Source organism: Grimontia kaedaensis (assembly GCF_023746615.1).
In the GTDB taxonomy this organism is placed as follows: domain Bacteria; phylum Pseudomonadota; class Gammaproteobacteria; order Enterobacterales; family Vibrionaceae; genus Enterovibrio; species Enterovibrio kaedaensis.
This window is the reverse complement of sequence record NZ_CP082276.1, coordinates 207,624-224,626: the sequence shown is the minus strand read 5'-3', so window position 1 is coordinate 224,626 and position 17,003 is coordinate 207,624. Positions and strand designations below refer to the sequence as shown.

Here is a 17,003-nt window from a genome sequence, read left to right as displayed (position 1 = left end):
GGCATATCCTGTGCTTATTGGTTATCAACAGCAACATTTCGAACGGAAAAATCGAACTGGGGTAAACCATGAAAACCATTGTGCAGGTAGTTCAACATCTCAGACCCGGCGGCCTCGAAGTCATGGCGCTAGAGCTGATGAATTTCTCTACTTTCCGCCACAACATGAAGATTGTGAGTCTGGAAGGAGACATGGAATCTGCTATCGCTGCTTGGCCTCGACTTGAGGCGTACAAGAACCAACTCATTTTCTTGGACAAACAACCCGGCCTTTCTTTTGCGTTGGTGAAGCAACTGCGCAAGCTACTCAGCGAACTCAAAGCAGACGTGGTTCATACACACCACATCGGCCCATTCTTCTACGGCGGCCTTGCTTCTCGCCTGAACGGTATCGCCCACATGCACACAGAACATGACGCTTGGCACTACAACGATAAACGTCATCGCCTGCTGCATCGCATTGTTTCCTTGGTAGCAAAGCCCGTCGAAGTTGCTGATGCGGATATAGTCGCACAAGGCATGATGGACTTACCGGGTATCCATCAACTCAAAGTGATCAAGAATGGTATCGATACGTCACGCTTCATCCCGGGTGACAAGTTTAAAGCCCGAAACGCATTGAATCTGCCTTGTAGTGTGAAACTGATTGGCGCGAGCGGTCGATTGGAAGAAGTGAAAGGCCACAGCATACTGATCGGAGCCATGGCTGATCTTCCTGCCCATTATCACCTGGTGATTGCAGGTTCCGGTTCCCTGGAAAGCGCGCTTAAAGCACAAGCAGAGCGAATGGCTATCGACCACCGTGTTCATTTCCTCGGACATGTCGAGAACATGCCGATGTTTTATCAGTCCCTTGACCTCTTCTGCCTGCCGTCATTCAACGAAGGCTTCCCTCTCGCGCCATTGGAAGCACAATCTTGTGGCATTCCAACAGCCGTGACAGATGTTGGCGGCGCAATCGAAACACTTTGCCCCAAAACAGGCTTGGTGTTGAAAGCCGGTGACCCGGAAGCAATGGCTGAGAAAATTCTGCCATTTCTCTACGAAAGCCGCCTTCATACACCACGCGATTTCGTAATATCTCACGCCGATGTAAGAAAAATGGCCAAGGCATACGACTCACTGGCGGAGGGTTTGTGTTATGGGATATGAACTTATTTTTTGGCTCACAGCCACCAGCATTGCGTTGGTTATTTACCATCACCTCGGCTATCCCCTACTGCTGAAAATGCTGGTGCGCTGTACCCCTAAAACTGCGGCGAAAGACATCGCGCAGCCTAAGCACACTGAGTTGCCGACCATCACTGTACTCATGCCGGCTTACAACGAAGCTCAGTGGATTGCGGAGAAAATCCGTAATCTCGCGATGCTGGATTACCCAGCTCACAAACTGGAAGTGGTTGTCGCTTGTGATGGATGTATAGATGAAACCGCCCAGATTGCCCGCAGAGCATCGAAAGAGATGGTATGTCGTCACCTGAACGTTCGCGTTATTGAGTACCCCGACAACCATGGGAAGGTGGCTGTACTAAACAAAGCGATGGCGACCATTCGCAGTGATTTGGTAGCAATGAGCGATATCTCAGCGCTTATATCCTATGACGCATTGCGTTTGGCGGCAAAACGCTTTCAATCAAAAGAAGTTGGTGTCGTAAACAGCCGTTACTGCTTCCTCAACCCAAGCGAAGAAGAGCAGCAATATTGGAACTATCAAAACAAAATTCAACGCAACGAAGCGCAAGTGGGCTCGGCGCTTGGTGCTCATGGCGCGCTTTACTTCATTCGCCGCGAGCTGTTCCGACCACTTGCACTGGATACCATCAACGACGATTTCATTCTACCTATGAAGATCGTGGCGCAAGGCTACCGTGCTGATGTATTGGAAGATATACGTGCCGTCGAACTGGAAGCATCTAGCCACTCTCAAGATTTTCGTCGTCGCCTACGCATTGGCGCGGGCAACTGCCAACAACTGTTCCGTTTATTTGAATGCCTGCACCCAAGCCACCGAGGTGTAGCGTTTACTTTTGCCTCAGGCAAGGCACTGCGGGTGTTAATGCCATTCCTGATGCTGATCGCCTTAGCAGGCAGCATCTATCTGGCACAAACCCATTTGTTTTTTATGGCAGCTGCGGCTGGCCAGTTTTCTCTTTACAGCATCGTGGCGATTTACCAACTCGTTGGTTGTCAGCCAAGCAACAAGATCAGCAAAGCGCTCAACTACCTGGTAACCGGTCACACCGCGAACCTGATTGGTAGCCTGCGCTATATCACCGGATTGGAGAAAGGACGTTGGCAGCGTGTCACGTCTGACGAATAAATTTAGGAAGAGGACGATCAGCATGAACCTCAACATGAATCTCAACGCGCAAATGGACATCAATCCCATCACAGCTAAAGCGAAGCGTTCGATGGATATTGTTTGCTCTCTTATCGGACTGGCACTAACACTACCGCTGTTTCCACTGATTGCTCTTGCTATCAAGCTCGACAGCCCGGGGCCTGTTTTTTTCAGCCAGATGCGGATTGGCCGCTCACTGCCTGATCGCAGCCTGATCTTCAACATGATTAAATTCCGCACAATGCGCACAGATGCAGAGGCTGGCGGCGCAGCATGGGCAGCGAAACAAGACCCTCGCGTTACCCGTGTTGGCCGATTCCTTCGCAAAACACGCTTGGATGAGCTGCCACAGTTTTTCAATGTGTTGGTAGGTGATATGGCGCTGATTGGCCCACGCCCAGAACGCCCGGGTTTCTATCAGAAGCTGGAAACAGCGATTCCCTACTTTGCAGACCGGACTTACGGTGTCACTCCGGGTATCACGGGTCTTGCTCAGGTTAACCAAGGCTATGACACCTGCATTGAAGACGTTCGGTCAAAAGTCGGCTTTGACCACTCGTACGCACTTTCACTGTCTTCACCAATGAGCTGGCTGAGAATGGACTGCTACATCATCTTCCGTACTCTGGTTGTGATGGTGTGCGGCCGCGGCCAGTAAGACTCAACCAACTCAAGTTCCCACTGTACCTTTGCGCAGTCTCCCAAAATTCCACCACCGGAGTCTGCGCTTTTTTATCTCACCACTATGGTGATTTTCTGAGAAATAACTGGCTTAACATGAGGGATATGGAGGTGATCACCCAGGAGTAATTGCAGCGTGTGCTTCCCTTTCGGTAGCGTCAATTCCGTCTCAATTTGCCCACCTCCAAAATGCAGAATGTTATTCGTTGCTGGCAAGGGTAGTGCAAAGTCCACCAGCGAATCTATGTTGATCAAAAGATGATGATGTCCTGAGTTCGGCACTCTCTCACCCGCTTTTGCCAAGCGCATACCCTCCAACCCAAATTTAACCTTGAAGGTCTGCGGAACCACTTCACCATCTTGTGGAGTGATAAGGAAAACGCGCGCATTTGACGGCGAAGGTGTCGCGGCGTTCGCCAGCGTTCCCAAAACAGAAGAATGCAGTACCAGTAAGGCGAACAATGCGAGAAAACGATAACCACTCATGAATGACCTTGGGCATAAACCTAAAGTAATCATGAGCAAAGTTTGCTGACAAAAGGTGTCAGAATTTGGGACAACGGAGAAAAACATCTGGTCCAGGCTAGATGCCTAAACCAGATGACAGATGAACAAAGATATTAGTGGGATGACGCTGCAGTCTGAACTGATACCTTTCGACCACTGTAAATAAAGAGTGCCAGGAAAGTCATCACACCGAGTAGCCTCGTCCAAAGTGGTAGCGCCGGCCAGACCATGACAACTGCCGCAACAACCAATACCAATCGCAGCAAAGGATTCAATGCTCCTTCCAGATACCCTTCCAAGGCACCGATAAGTGAATAGGTGCCGAAGATGGCAAAAATGCCCACCACCAAGACTTCCGTGAAGTCCCAACTCACCAGCGAACTGTAGGCGATCAGAAGTGGCACAATATAAAGCCCTTTGGCGATCTTCCATGCAGTCAAGCCCGTCCTCATTGGTGGCGTACGTGCGATGGTCGCAGCAGCAAAAGCAGTCAGACAGACAGGCGGAGTCACATTACTGTCTTGCGACAGCCAGAATATAATCAGATGCGCAGAGAGCAACGCCAGCCCGACCGCTTCAACGCCTAGTGCCTGCTCCATCAGCGTTTCTTTGAAATCCGGTGGTACCAGCGTCAGCAGCTCTTTGGCTTGTTCTACGGACATCGCCGCGCTCAGTGATTCAAAGTTTTCCGGCCCCGCCAACATAAATATGGCTTTCGCTTGTTCAGGCAACTCGCCAGCGACAATCAGATCAATCAACTGGTTTTCTGCCAGCAAGGTATAAAGAGCGGGTGCGGACAAAGTACCGAGCACGATATAAGCGGCAGTCACTGGCAAGCCCATTCCCAATATCAGCGACGCCAACGCAATCAGCAGTAACATCACCAGCAGGTTACCACCTGCCCAGCCATCAATCATCAGTGAGAAGGTATTACCAATGCCTGTCGTGCTGATAACGTTAACCACCAAGCCAATACCAACCAGCAAAATCGCCGTTGGAGCCATATTTTTTGCTCCTAACGCCAACGCTTCAATCACAGCACTGGGGCCCATTTTATTGTCTTTCGAGAGCCAACTGGCTGCAATCACAGAAAGAATGGAAATGCCTGCGGCATAAGTCGGGGTGAACCCCTGGATAAGTAAGAACACCAGCACAGCGAGCGGAATAAGGTTGTGCCAGCCTGAGATGAGCACACCCAGAACCGACTCTTCGTCTTCCGATACTTTATGCACATTGCTGCGCTTGGCTTCAATGCGAACAAAAAAGGTAACGGAAAGGAAATAAATCAGCGCAGGCATAAAGGAAACAGCGATGATATCGACGTAAGGGATTTGGGTATAAGACGCCATGATAAATGCGCCAGCCCCCATCACTGGTGGCATCAACTGTCCCCCCGTGGATGCTGCCGCTTCGACCCCTGCAGCAAACCGTGCCGGAAAGCCCGCTTTTTTCATCAAAGGGATCGTGATAACACCTGTCGAGACGGTGTTTGCAACGCTCGATCCCGATACCGAACCCATCAAGCCCGAACCTAATACTGCGATAAAACCGGGCCCACCGATGATTTTCCCTGCCGCGGCTTTTGATAGACGAACGATAAAATCACCCACACCGGATCGCACCAGAAATGCACCGAACAGGATGAACATAAAGACGTAACTCCAGCTGATGCGGGAAATAGGGCCGAACATGCCCTCAGACGAGAAGAAACTTCGGTACAACACTGTTTCCAAGCTCAAACCCGGGAAGTGGAACACTCCGGGCATCCACTGCCCCCAAAGCACCACATAGCTCAGACACACCGCGATGAGTATGGGGATAAACCAGCCCATGGTGCGGCGCACCAGTTCCATTGCAATCAGGATGGCTATTGTAGCGAATGCCCAATCACTCGCCACAAACTTCACGCCGCGCTCATAAAGGGCATCTTCGGCGTAGGGGATATAAAGCAGGCAAGCCACTGCTGCAATAGCAATCCATAGGTCTATCACCAAAGCGATTTTGTTGTGTTTCAGGTGATTGGCGGCGGGAAACCACAGCGCGCAAATCACCGCAAATCCGGCAAAGTGGGTAGCCGAAACCCAAAGTTCAGACCAAGTTGATAAGGTGTTAAACCAGATATGAACACAGGATAAGGCCACTGCCAAAACAGTAATAGTCAGGTTCACCCAGGGAATATCGATGCGATTAGGCAACTCGAACTTTTCGAGCTCTTTGTTTACGGCATCCTTCATGATTAGCTCCAGCACTCCTTTTGAGGAGCGTTACTACTCTCTTGCTAGACAGCCCTAAATCAGGGCTGTCTGTCGTTTTCAATCTCCCAATTTGGGAGTAGATAGGCTTATTGCGTTTTCAACTCTGCGGGAATGTCGATGCCCACTTCTTCGTAATAACGCGCGGCACCGGGATGCAACGGCACCGGAAGACCAGCAATCCCTTTTTCAATCGCCATGGCTTTGGTGGCTTTATGAATGCCCTGTAGGAAAGGCAGATTTTCATAGATGGCTTTGGTCAGCTGATAAACATCGTCATCCGACACATCGTCGCGCACAGCGAGGAAGTTAGGCTGGGCGACAGTGGTGATTGGTTTATCCAGACCGGGATAGGTGTTGGCGGGAATTTCGTAAGCTGTCCAAAGGTTATAGGTGCTGTTGACCTGCTTGATTTGCTCATCCGTAAAAGAGAGGATCTTCAAATCATCACCCATGGCAGCAAATGCCTGAGTAACCGCGCCCACTGGCACGCCTGCGGGAGTATTCATTCCTTCAATGGTGCCATTTTGCAGCGCATTGGCACTGGCACCGTAACCCATAAACGCTAGGTGGAAGTTGTCCGGAGAGATGGAAAGCTCACTCATAATGTGGCGGCCAGAGTTCTCTGTCCCTGAGTTCTTTTTGCCAATCGAGAACTTCTTACCGTCCAGTTTCGACAAATCCGACACCGTACCGGTTTCTGCCAAGTCAGAACGTACAATAAAATGCTCAACATTTTGCCAAAGCATGGAAACGGCGCGGATGTCATCTTGCTTCACGCCCTTGTATGGACCTGACCCCTGCCAAGCCCACGCGCCATAAAGCCCTTGTAAAATCGCAAACTGAGCTTCGTTCTCGTTCAACAATTTAACGTTTTCACCCGAACCGGCAGAGCTAATCGCGGAAAGGGAGAATTGATACTTAGGGCCCAGCTTCACCTTGCTCAACGTCGCTAACGCAACACCTACCGGGTAGTAAGTGCCGCCAGTTGAAGCTGTCGCGAGGATATAGCTTCTCTCTTCCGCACCAACGTTCACGCTTGCGCCCATTGAAGCCACGATGGCCATTGCTGCAAGCATCTTTTTCAGTTTCATACTTCACTCCTGTTTACTGCGTTCCATGTTAATAATTTGTTATTTGGATTCAGTAAGAGCAAAGCGGATGCCAGATTTTATCTATTTGATTTTATTTGATTATTTAAAAAATCGAGAGAGAGATGAGCAAAATCCTGCTGATTGGAGGAAAAACCCATCGGCAAGATTTTGCTTATTGAGGAAGTCCAGTCTTGGTAAGGGGTCACGAGGATTATCGGATGGCGATAAGCAAAAATGTGCCGATGCATATCACCCGTTTGTTCAGGCGCAAAGGTCAACAGCCCCCTAGGAGTCGGTAAAATCTGCGCGGTTCAAACCAAACTTCTGCATTTTCTGGTTCAGTGTACGGCGGGGTAAATCCAGTTCCTGCATCACGTCATTGATTCGTCCTTGATGTCGAGTCAGCGCCTCTTCCAATACCTTTCGCTCAAAGTTATGCAATTGTACCGCCAACGGCACGCCATTGGTGTTGGGTTCATTGGATGCCAAAGGTCGATTGGAGAGAATTTCCAGCACAGACATGGTGTTGTCGAGCGCGAAACGTGTGGCGACATTACGAAGCTCACGCACGTTCCCCGGCCAGCCATAGGACATCAGGGCTTTCTTATCTGCATCACTGACTGATCTCGCATTTGGATTGGACTCCTTGGCGAAGTGCTCGAACAGCGTGAGGATGTCGTCCCCGCGTTCGCGAAGCGGCGGAATATAGATTTGCGCCACGTTCAGGCGGTAATAGAGATCTTGCCGGAACTCAGGATGATCACGCAGATCTTCTTTGGCGGCTGCGACCACGCGGAGATCGATATTGATTTGCTTGTTGCCGCCGACCCGCTCCACGGTGTTTTCCTGCAAGCTGCGCAGCACTTTGACCTGCATGGCCGCTGGCATACTTTCTATTTCATCGAGAAACAGAGTGCCCCTATCAGCATATTCCAACTTACCAATGCGTTTTTTAGCGGCACCCGTAAAAGCACCCGCTTCATGGCCAAAAAGCTCGCTTTCAAACAGGTTTTCCGGGATGGCTCCGCAATTGATAGGCACAAACTGATGAGATTTTCTGCCGCTTTCCTTATGCAAACTGTTGGCGACCAACTCTTTACCACATCCGGTTTCGCCGTAAATGATCACATTGGTGTCGATAAGTGCGATCCTCGCTACCTGTTCGCGAAGTCGCTTCATCGCTTCGCTCTGGCCGACCAGTACTTTTTCTAGCCCGGACAAACTAGCAAGGTACTCTCCACGGAGCTGGGTCGAAGTTTGCGCATGGAATTGCTCAACCGCTTGAGAAACACGACTCGATAACCTGTCAGGCTGAAAGGGTTTTTCAATAAAATCAAACGCACCGAGGTGCAAAGCTTTCACGGCCATATCGACATCGCCATGACCAGTAATGATTAGCACCGGTGCACTCACACCACTGTCGATAAGCTTTTCTAGCAGCATGATGCCATCGACATCTGGCAATCTGACATCACTGATAATCGCGTCAAATGCTTGATGCTGAATCGCATCGAACGCCTCATTCCCCAAGCCAAATTCAACCACATCAAAGCCTGCCAGTTGCAGCCATTGAGAGGTTGCCTGCCTAACGATTTCGTCGTCTTCAATCAGGGCAATCCTTGCACTCTGCCTTGTTTCCATATCCCTCAGCTCTCAGATCGCGCTATGCTCCACTCATCGGAAAAGCGCTTATAGTGTTAATATACTCAACGTTCTACAAGAAACGAAACCAGCAAACGGAATCTTGCTATGCGCCGTAAATGGAGTCTTATCGGTATTTCACTGATCCTCGTGTCAGTGTTTTTCTGGGGTGGCAGAGAAACCGCACGCCAATGGCTTACCGTGCAAGCGCAACATTCCGCACAGCAGGATTTGCTCAACGCCATCGCTGAAATTCGCCATGCCTTGCTACGCTTCTATCATCTCCCCTATTTGCTCAATAACAATCCTGACGTGGTTGCTTTAACCTTGGGTGACACCTCAATCACTGACGAGGTTGAAAACACACTCAGTCAACTCGACAAAGCAGCCAATACCAAAGGTTGGTACATCTTGTCTGATCAGGGCATAGTGCTGGCTTCCAGTGTGGATGGCGATTACATCACCAGTCAGGATTTGGATGCGATTGTGCGCGATGTCCATGCCCTCGGCGAAGGCACATCCATGGTGCGAAAAACCAAAGGGGTGAGCCCTTTCTACTACCTTTCATCGCCCATTTTCAGCGAGCTAAATATTGTCGGCATTGTAGTGGTACAACTTGATTTACGTCTGCTGACCGACCAGTGGCTCGCGAGTTCCGACATCATGTTGCTGCAAAATCCGGAAGGGCAATTTTTCCTTTCCAGCAGCGATAAGTTTTCCGCCGATGCGTTGAACGATGGCGACATCGACATCAAAACTAAGGTATCCAGCCTGTGGCAAGGAGACACTATCCGCGTCTGGCGGCTTGACCGCACCCGCTATTTTGCCCAGACCATTCAACTGGACGACTTGAAATGGCGTCTGAGTTACCTCACGCCTATTAGCTCAGTAGAAAGAAACGCATCGGCGGCTGGCTGGAGCGTTGCCATGTTGCTTTTGTTGTTGTTCCTGCTGGGGGTAATCAGTTATCAGCGCCACCAGAAAAACCTGAGCCAGCGCCGTATTCAGGCGCTGATTGAAGAGTCAGAACAAAAGCTCAATCAGATGATCAATAAGACCCAGGTCGGCCTCTTATTGCTTGATGAAAAAGGGCAAGTCGTTGATATCAATGCCATGGCTATCAGCATGTTTGGTTTTACTGGCGAGCCCACTCCGAATATCAAGATTTCACAACTGATTGAGGACAGACACTCCCCCATCGTGTTGCTGTTTGATCAGTACAAAAAAGTGATTGAAGACATCAACATCAATGCACAGGAAAGCCTCGCGAAAAGGCAGGATGGCAGCACCTTTCCCGCCTTGGTTTCTCTTACTGCATTCCCTTTTCATGATCGCCATTTCTACCTCGTAACTTTGCTGGATATCACCAAGCGGAAAAAGGCCGAGGAAGCCTTGTTTGAAGCCAACACGCTTTTGGCGCAGCGCGTAGAGGAACGAACGGAAGAGCTACATGAAGCGCAGGCTCAATTGATTGAGTCCAGTAAAATGGCCGCGATGGGCAGAATGTCGAGCGCGATTGCCCATGAGCTGAATCAACCACTCACTGGACTTCGCACGCTGGTCACAACCAACGGCGTGCTATTCGAGCGGGGTGAGGGCGAGAAAGTCCTCTCGAACAACCTGCTCATTGATAAGCTCATTGAACGCATGGTCGATATGACGACCCAGCTTAAAACCTTCGCTTATAACAAACCGGACAAACTCGATGCCATTACGCTCCCAAATGTGTTGGAGGAAGTCTTGCGCATCTATCAACAGCCACTGGATCGCGTGAACGTAAGGGTTCGTTTGCCGGAAAACACGCCAAGCATATTGGCAGAGGACCAGCGCCTCAGACAGGTATTGGGCAACCTGATTTCCAACGCCTGTGATGCCATGGCAAATACTGCCCAGCCTCATCTCATCATCTCGGTTGTTGCAGAGGCGTCATCAGTCATCGTCACTCTGTCAGACAATGGTATCGGCGTAGAAGAGGATGCCATAGAAACCTTGTTTGAGCCTTTCACCACCAGCAAAAAAATAGGTAAGGGTTTAGGCTTGGGTCTTTCTATTTGTGCCAACAATATGCGGGACATGGAGGGCAGTATCTCCGCCAGAAAGAACACTAATGGCGGAATGGATTTTGAGCTAGTTTTCAAAACGAGATAAGACAAACTAGGCCAATAAACCCAATTCCTAAAGCATCCACACCCTTTATTTCAATACATTCTAATTTAGAATTGACTTATTTATTGAATCCAATAAAATTCCTAGTGTATGAGTTTGCTGAAAACACAGCGAATGCACTTAGAAATGGGAGTATTTATGGCATTTCAAATACCGTTGGACTCACTGATAGGTGGCATGCTTCTGGGTGTCTCTGGTTTAGTTTTATTGGCACTGAATGGTCGTATTGCTGGTATCAGCGGCATCGTCGGTGGCTTACTACGACCGAAAGAGTCGGACTTTTCGTGGCGACTTTTGTTTGTTGGTGGGATGGTAGCGGCAGGCATGCTTGCATCAATCAGTGGCATTAGTTATCCCGATTTCGCCGCTGCGAATGCACACTCTTCTCCCCTCTTCTTTGTCGGCGCAGGCCTACTGGTAGGAATAGGAACCAAACTTGCCAATGGTTGTACAAGCGGCCATGGCATTTGTGGCATGGGCCGTCTTTCAAAACGCTCTATTGCAGCAACACTAATCTTCATGCCAGCCGCATTCATTACTGTATTCATCCGCCTACACCTGTAAGGAAGATCATTATGCTTTTTAAAATTGTTGCACTTCTTTCCGGCTTTCTTTTCGGCTTGGGGATGATGATTTCCGGTATGGTCAACCCGGTTAAAGTGATCGGATTCCTTGATGTGTTTGGTCAGTGGGACCCAAGTTTGGCTTTCGTGATGGGCAGCGCCCTGATGGTGTTCCTGCCAGGTTATTTTCTGTTCATTCGAAAACAGACAAAACCCAAATTCGCAATGTCGTTCTCTGTGAGTCAAAATCAGCAAGTAGATAAAAAATTGTTAAGCGGTTCCCTTATTTTCGGTATTGGCTGGGGTGTGGTGGGTATCTGCCCAGGCCCCGCTATCACTGCCCTCGGATCAGGTTCAGGGATGATCATCTTGTTTTTTGCCAGCATGCTCATTGGTATGTATCTGGTTAACATGTTCACAGAAAAGAAAGCTAAATTGTCTTACCAAGTTCAGGGATAAGTAATATCTTTTGCTAAACAGGCCAAATTATATTTATACACAGTGGGAAACAGCTCATTTACATTCCCGCTCAAAAATTGATCAGCGTAGGTTTTACTCCTCCTAGTTATCCCTATTATTTTGCTCAAAATTTGTGCTCCACTTACATTTATTACAATTTAGTTGAAAAAATAGGTGTCCATATAAAAAGTCACACTGCACAAAATAGTCTGCAAATATATGTAATTCTGTTTATATAGTCATTAAACTAATTGCAATAGGCTAGGAATATTTGACATTTCTCTGACAAAATATTTCCGTGACATAATTCAAACAAAGTAAAAAATAATGACCAATCTCATCCGATTTAATTATTGGACAGTTATTATGGTTTCATATGCGTAATCGTGATATAAGTCAAATTATCTCTTTGTTTATATTCAACCATTCAATTATTCAACAGCTTTACAACTACCCCTTAGTGTCTCATATGTGATTTTTTGGTTCATCATTGAAATACAGAGGTCTAGTGAGTCAGCTAGATTAATTCGAATATCAGATATATCTTATCTTTCGGCTTTGGTTATTTTGGTGAAAATTTCACTTCGCTATTTACCACTAAAAATAATGAAAGTTAGAATTCACATACAATACAAATGGAGTTTTCTCATGTTTCTTTCAAAAATCGCAAAGCGCTTTGGGCGTGATGAACGAGGTGTCACCTCAATCGAGTATGCCATAATCGGTGTGGCTATCTCTGCACTCGTTGTTGCTGTTTTTTCAAACAGTGGCACCTTGAAAACGACGTTAGACGGAGCTCTGGGTAACATAACTGCTAACATAACTGCTGCGAATTCAGCCGGAAGCGGTGGCGGCAGCGGCGGCAGTGGCGGCGAAAACCAATAAATAGGCAGCCATATAGCAACTTAACCTAGTGTCGCCGTGTTAGATTTAATCCTGGTAGCCAGCTCCATATGTATCGTTTTCACTGACGTATTGTGGAGAAAGATCAGTAACCTTACAGTTGTTTGCATACTTATAACATGTGTTTTGCTTGCCCTCACTGATGGTCATTACTCATTCAATATCTCTCAATCTTTATTGGTATTGGTAACGGGGCTGGCTTTATTCTACTTTGGCGTTTTAGCTGCTGGTGATACTAAGTTGTTGTCGACCTACGTGCTTATCATTGACAAAGAGTATTTTATATTTTGTATCGTGATGATTAGCTTTTTGGGCTTCATTACAGCAATAATAATTTGGTCAATCTGTAGATTCAGGAAGGTCACCGATCCCACCGTGCCTTATGGAGTACCCATAGTGATGTCTTCTTTACTCTGTATTTATCTAAGCAAACTGAGTTAAAGCATGAGCCAACGTCTTTTTTTCATTATCGCTATGTTGTCTATCGGTATTGGTGTGCTTGGCCTAAGTGGTGTATTTCAGACCCAACCATCTACAGCATCGCCTGTCTCTCACATTTCCTATCAAGTAGCCCAGCTCAAAGAGCCGCTCAAAAAGGGGCAGATACTAGAGAGTGGAAATTTTCGTTATTTTCGGATTAATGAGGAAACTGCCTTAGAAAAGGGGGTTTCTTACAACACGGATATCTCTATCAATCCCGGCATGGTTGCTAAGCGCAGCATTTCCACAAAGGAATATTTATCCCAAAATGATTTCATCAATCCAGATGACCCCGGTTATGTCGACGCTGTGATCAAAACGGGTATGATCCCCTATTCGCTGACCATTGAGAAAAAGATGTTCATTGGTTCAGGTATTTCTGTTGGAGATAAGGTAGACATTATGATCTTGACGTCTGATGATCAAAATATCGGCGAGTCATCAAGGAATAAGTTTATTGAATCATTCAGGACACTTTCGGTTTCGCCTCTGCTGCAGAATGTGCGCATCTTAGCTATCGATGAGGAAAATAATGAACTATTGCCTCTGACCATAGAGTTAGACCGCGCGCAAGTCGCCAAAATGGTTATTGCTCGTCGTATCGGTATATTAGAAGTCATTAAATCAACCGATAAATTTTTAAGGCCTTCGCTTGGTTTAAGTGCAGATACACACGATGTCTTACCCAATTTTAAATCAGTCACAGAAATTCGTGGTCAACAGAGAGCCTTCAATTAGAGAGCAGGGATATGCGACGCCTTTACAATCTATTTTTTTCTTTTTCGATCCTGCTTATCAGCACGCTATATGAAAACAATGTACAAGCTGCAAGTATTATGAATCTTGGCGAGGGTGACGCCAAGTCGCTCCAATTTGATCAGGTTATCGGCACTGTATTCATCGCTGATCCAGAAACGGCAGACTACCAGGTCATAGATAACCATAAATTAGTGGTATTTGGCAGAAAAATTGGTCAGACATCATTAATCGTTTTTGGTGAAAATAGTAATACTCTGTCAAGCCGCAGAATTGTGGTAAATAAAAGCCTCACCAAAATCGAGCAGATTTTGAATCTACATTATCCCAATATCGATATCTCAGTACAAAACTTGGGCGATCAAGTTGTTCTTTCCGGATTTGTGCCGACCCAGAAAGAGAAAAACGATATTTACAAAATGGTTGGAGAATTACTCCAGAAAGAATTCACAGAGAAACGTCTAGAGTGGACAACTTCCGACAATGAAAGCTATGACATCGACTTTATGGCACGCCGCACCTATGAGGGTTTGGTCAACAATCTGGAAGTGAGCGTTTCTAAGCAGGTCAACGTCAAGCTAACTATCGCTGAAGTGAACAGCTCCCTTGTCGACGAGCTGGGTATAAAATGGGGAACAATTCTAAGTGGCGGTTTTAGCGGTAACGGACAGTTTTTTAGAGGAATTTCAGGGTTGGGCGGTAGCGCTACCAACGTCGCAGCATATATTTCCGCTATCAACGATGACACGGTTGGACAGATCCTTTCGGAGCCAAACATATCGGTAATTTCAGGTGAAACAGCAAGCTTTTTGGTTGGTGGCGAAATCCCCATCACCTACCGTGTTGATGATGGCTTCCGCATCCAATATAAAGAGTTCGGTATCGGCTTAGACCTTGCTGCAGAAGTCTTACGAGACGACAAAATCAAGCTATCCGTTGTTCCTCAAGTTAGCTCTGTGGATTCTCAGTTTGGTGATGAACTACTCGATATCCCTTCATTCAAGGTAAGGCGCGCAAGAACCACTCTGGAATTAGGTGACGGAGATAGCTTCGTCTTAGCAGGACTTCTCAGCACAGAAGATGAAGAAGCCCTGTCAAAAATACCCTTTATTGGTGATGTACCTATCCTAGGCGCCTTTTTTCGCAATACGACAACTCAGCGAAGGAAAACCGAGCTAGTTATTGTTGCGACTGTTTCGCTCGTTGGACCCGTATCCTCTGGCAATATACGCATCCCTTCGATGCAAAGAACGTCTACGCTATCCCGATTTTTTGGCGTAAACCTTAAGGCTTCACCGGAAGTTGCCCAGTGGCAAGAGGAAATCCTATCAACCGGAGGATTCAAAAAATGATCTCTTTCAGACTGTTTCTGCTCCCTAGCTTAATAACTCTCTCTTTGACAGCTTGCTCAGCAAATTCACCAATAGCAGATCGCAGTAACTTGTCAGTTACACCAGTCAATTACCAATACAGCGTTTCTGTAAAAAAAGATGGCATCATGCGAGCGCGTGATGAAATCGATGCCTATCTGATCCTTAACCGCAAAGCCCTGTTGGTTTATGGCGCCAAGATATCTTGGAATGGTAAACAGGGACAAAAACTAGCCCAAAAAAGCTATCGTTGGCTGATTCGTAATGGCGTATCACCGGAGAGCGTTTCTCTGCAAAATTCTTCAGCATTAGAAATAGACAGCGTCACAATATCTAGCTTGATATACCAAGTTCAAGCGCCATCATGCGACAAAGTTATTATTTCCGGCGATAACCACGGAAACGTTGGCTGCACTGTCGAAGCTCTACGTTGGGAGTCGATGGTTTATCCAGAGAGAAAGATTGCAGGTCAATCTCAAATTTCCGGCATAGTGCCGCAGAATCCAATGTAAAGGGGTCGTCCATGTTAGATTTCGGCGATCTATTAAAAAAAGAACCCAAAGAAATATCAAGCTCATCGACATCCAAGAATACATTGGGTGCAATACAGTTTTATCGTTCAAATGAGTTACGCGTTTTAATTGACGAAACTTTCCGTTTCGATGGTCATGAGCCTCCCACAGCCAAACCCTATAAGTTCAAAGATGTCGCACCTCAGGTAGAAGAGAACAAATCTAAACTCGTTGTTATCGACCTTATAGGGTGCCCGGACACGTTAAAAGAATGTCGTCAGCTGTCTGCGCGCCTACCAACGTCGCTTTCCATTATTATCATTGGCGATGTTGACGCTATTTCGGTCGTACGAGAGCTAAAGTCACTTGGTTTTTACTATCTTCTGTGGCCCGTGGAAAAAGTCGATCTTGCTGAGTTCCTTCAGTCTGTTTTTGTTAGGCATATTGAAACCTCATCATTGAAGAACCGTCGCAGAGCGAAACGTGTTGGAGTTATTGGCACAAGAGGCGGTGTTGGTGCATCGTTACTCACCGCTGAACTCAGCTGGGTGTTAACTAATGACAAGCATACGTCATGTATGGTGGTTGACCATAACTACTTTTCAGGCAATCTGGACATTTTGCTCGGGCTCAAAAACCGTGATAAACGACGTTTAGCAGAGAACGAAATAGGGACAGAACTCGACCACACTTCCGCAAAAAGTCTGGTTACACGTATTTCCAACCGACTGGACTATTTAGCGTTAGGACTCAACGATGAGAGATCTGTAGACCTTTTCGAAACGAACTCTCTCATCATCTCCTATTTAGCGTCGGAGACGAATTTTATACTGGACGATTTATCATCTTCAGTCAGTTTTGATGTTCAACCACACACCATCCATCACCTGCTTGATGTCGCCATCATAGTAATGGAACCGACTATAAGCTGCTTGCGTGAAACTGCCGCTCTCATGAACAAGCTCGCCAAGCATATTCAAGAGACGGAGCGACCGAAGAACTTCCGAACGATCCTCGTATTAAATCAACATAGAGCTCCAAGGTTTGCCAGCGTTACACAGGCGGAAGTAGAGAGGTACTTGAATATTTCAGTCGATATCATGCTGCCCTACGAATCAAAGTTGGAGCAGCTTTTGGTCAGCGGTACAAACCCCGGGAGCACAAAATCTAAATTTGGAGGAGAAATTCGTCGTTTGTGTGCACTTGTCATTGGTGAAGACTTAGCCCCGAAGCGAAAAAAACTGTTCTCTATTCCTCGCTTCGGAGGGAAGTAATCGCC

General features: G+C 47.2%; 16 protein-coding genes. 12 read left to right on the top strand and 4 right to left on the bottom strand.

Going from position 1 to position 17,003, the window contains the following annotated elements:
- The first annotated feature begins 68 nt into the window (after window positions 1-68).
- From K6Q96_RS17885 to K6Q96_RS17875, 3 genes are read left to right on the top strand one after another with little or no spacing between them, the layout of a single operon-like run.
- Complete coding sequence (locus tag K6Q96_RS17885; protein ID WP_251881508.1) at window positions 69-1,151, top strand: glycosyltransferase; 1,083 nt, start codon at window positions 69-71, stop codon at window positions 1,149-1,151.
- A complete protein-coding gene (locus tag K6Q96_RS17880; protein WP_251881506.1) occupies window positions 1,141-2,319 on the top strand; it encodes a glycosyltransferase family 2 protein in 1,179 nt (392 codons plus the stop codon). Before K6Q96_RS17885 ends, K6Q96_RS17880 begins: the two co-directional genes overlap by 11 nt.
- A gap of 22 nt (window positions 2,320-2,341) precedes the next feature.
- Window positions 2,342-2,998: a sugar transferase gene (locus tag K6Q96_RS17875; RefSeq protein WP_251881505.1), complete on the top strand. Its 657-nt coding sequence runs from the start codon at window positions 2,342-2,344 to the stop codon at window positions 2,996-2,998.
- Window positions 2,999-3,072: 74 nt separating this feature from the next.
- On the opposite strand, the gene K6Q96_RS17870 is transcribed toward K6Q96_RS17875, so the two are convergent.
- From K6Q96_RS17870 to K6Q96_RS17860, 3 genes are all read right to left on the bottom strand, one after another.
- The gene (locus K6Q96_RS17870; protein WP_251881503.1) at window positions 3,073-3,507 is read right to left on the bottom strand and encodes a DUF4399 domain-containing protein; all 435 of its coding nucleotides are present in this window, start codon (window positions 3,505-3,507) and stop codon (window positions 3,073-3,075) included.
- A 134-nt stretch (window positions 3,508-3,641) separates the two neighbouring features.
- Window positions 3,642-5,762 carry a TRAP transporter permease gene (locus K6Q96_RS17865; protein ID WP_251881501.1) on the bottom strand — a complete coding sequence of 707 codons (2,121 nt, stop codon included), beginning with the start codon at window positions 5,760-5,762 and terminating at the stop codon, window positions 3,642-3,644.
- Between the two features lie 107 nt (window positions 5,763-5,869).
- Entirely contained in the window at window positions 5,870-6,874 is a 1,005-nt protein-coding gene (locus tag K6Q96_RS17860) for a TAXI family TRAP transporter solute-binding subunit (RefSeq protein WP_251881498.1), read from the bottom strand.
- A gap of 67 nt (window positions 6,875-6,941) precedes the next feature.
- Here K6Q96_RS17860 and K6Q96_RS17855 point away from each other — a divergent pair, with 67 nt between their 5' ends.
- Window positions 6,942-7,163, top strand: a complete 222-nt coding sequence (locus K6Q96_RS17855) for a hypothetical protein (RefSeq protein WP_251881496.1) — start codon at window positions 6,942-6,944, stop codon at window positions 7,161-7,163.
- On the opposite strand, the gene K6Q96_RS17850 is transcribed toward K6Q96_RS17855, so the two are convergent.
- On the bottom strand, window positions 7,160-8,515 hold the full coding sequence (locus K6Q96_RS17850; RefSeq protein WP_251881494.1) for a sigma-54-dependent transcriptional regulator: 1,356 nt from the start codon (window positions 8,513-8,515) through the stop codon (window positions 7,160-7,162). The genes K6Q96_RS17855 and K6Q96_RS17850 overlap by 4 nt on opposite strands.
- A 108-nt stretch (window positions 8,516-8,623) precedes the next feature.
- Between K6Q96_RS17850 and K6Q96_RS17845 the strand changes: the two genes are divergently transcribed.
- The 8 genes from K6Q96_RS17845 to K6Q96_RS17810 all read left to right on the top strand — a co-directional run bounded on the left by K6Q96_RS17845 (window position 8,624) and on the right by K6Q96_RS17810 (window position 16,998).
- On the top strand, window positions 8,624-10,663 hold the full coding sequence (locus tag K6Q96_RS17845; protein ID WP_251881492.1) for a sensor histidine kinase: 2,040 nt from the start codon (window positions 8,624-8,626) through the stop codon (window positions 10,661-10,663).
- A gap of 156 nt (window positions 10,664-10,819) precedes the next feature.
- On the top strand, window positions 10,820-11,245 hold the full coding sequence (locus K6Q96_RS17840) for a YeeE/YedE family protein (protein WP_251881491.1): 426 nt from the start codon (window positions 10,820-10,822) through the stop codon (window positions 11,243-11,245).
- Between the two features lie 11 nt (window positions 11,246-11,256).
- Window positions 11,257-11,703 carry a YeeE/YedE family protein gene (locus K6Q96_RS17835; RefSeq protein ID WP_251881489.1) on the top strand — a complete coding sequence of 149 codons (447 nt, stop codon included), beginning with the start codon at window positions 11,257-11,259 and terminating at the stop codon, window positions 11,701-11,703.
- A 648-nt stretch (window positions 11,704-12,351) separates the two neighbouring features.
- Window positions 12,352-12,588 carry a Flp family type IVb pilin gene (locus K6Q96_RS17830; RefSeq protein WP_251881487.1) on the top strand — a complete coding sequence of 79 codons (237 nt, stop codon included), beginning with the start codon at window positions 12,352-12,354 and terminating at the stop codon, window positions 12,586-12,588.
- A 462-nt stretch (window positions 12,589-13,050) separates the two neighbouring features.
- Window positions 13,051-13,824: a Flp pilus assembly protein CpaB gene (cpaB, locus tag K6Q96_RS17825; RefSeq protein WP_251881485.1), complete on the top strand. Its 774-nt coding sequence runs from the start codon at window positions 13,051-13,053 to the stop codon at window positions 13,822-13,824.
- Between the two features lie 11 nt (window positions 13,825-13,835).
- On the top strand, window positions 13,836-15,194 hold the full coding sequence (locus tag K6Q96_RS17820; protein ID WP_251881483.1) for a type II and III secretion system protein family protein: 1,359 nt from the start codon (window positions 13,836-13,838) through the stop codon (window positions 15,192-15,194).
- Window positions 15,191-15,724: a hypothetical protein gene (locus K6Q96_RS17815; protein ID WP_251881481.1), complete on the top strand. Its 534-nt coding sequence runs from the start codon at window positions 15,191-15,193 to the stop codon at window positions 15,722-15,724. Before K6Q96_RS17820 ends, K6Q96_RS17815 begins: the two co-directional genes overlap by 4 nt.
- Before the next feature lie 11 nt (window positions 15,725-15,735).
- Window positions 15,736-16,998, top strand: coding sequence for a CpaE/TadZ family protein (locus tag K6Q96_RS17810; protein ID WP_251881479.1), 1,263 nt, complete (start codon window positions 15,736-15,738; stop codon window positions 16,996-16,998).
- Window positions 16,999-17,003: the final 5 nt, after the last annotated feature.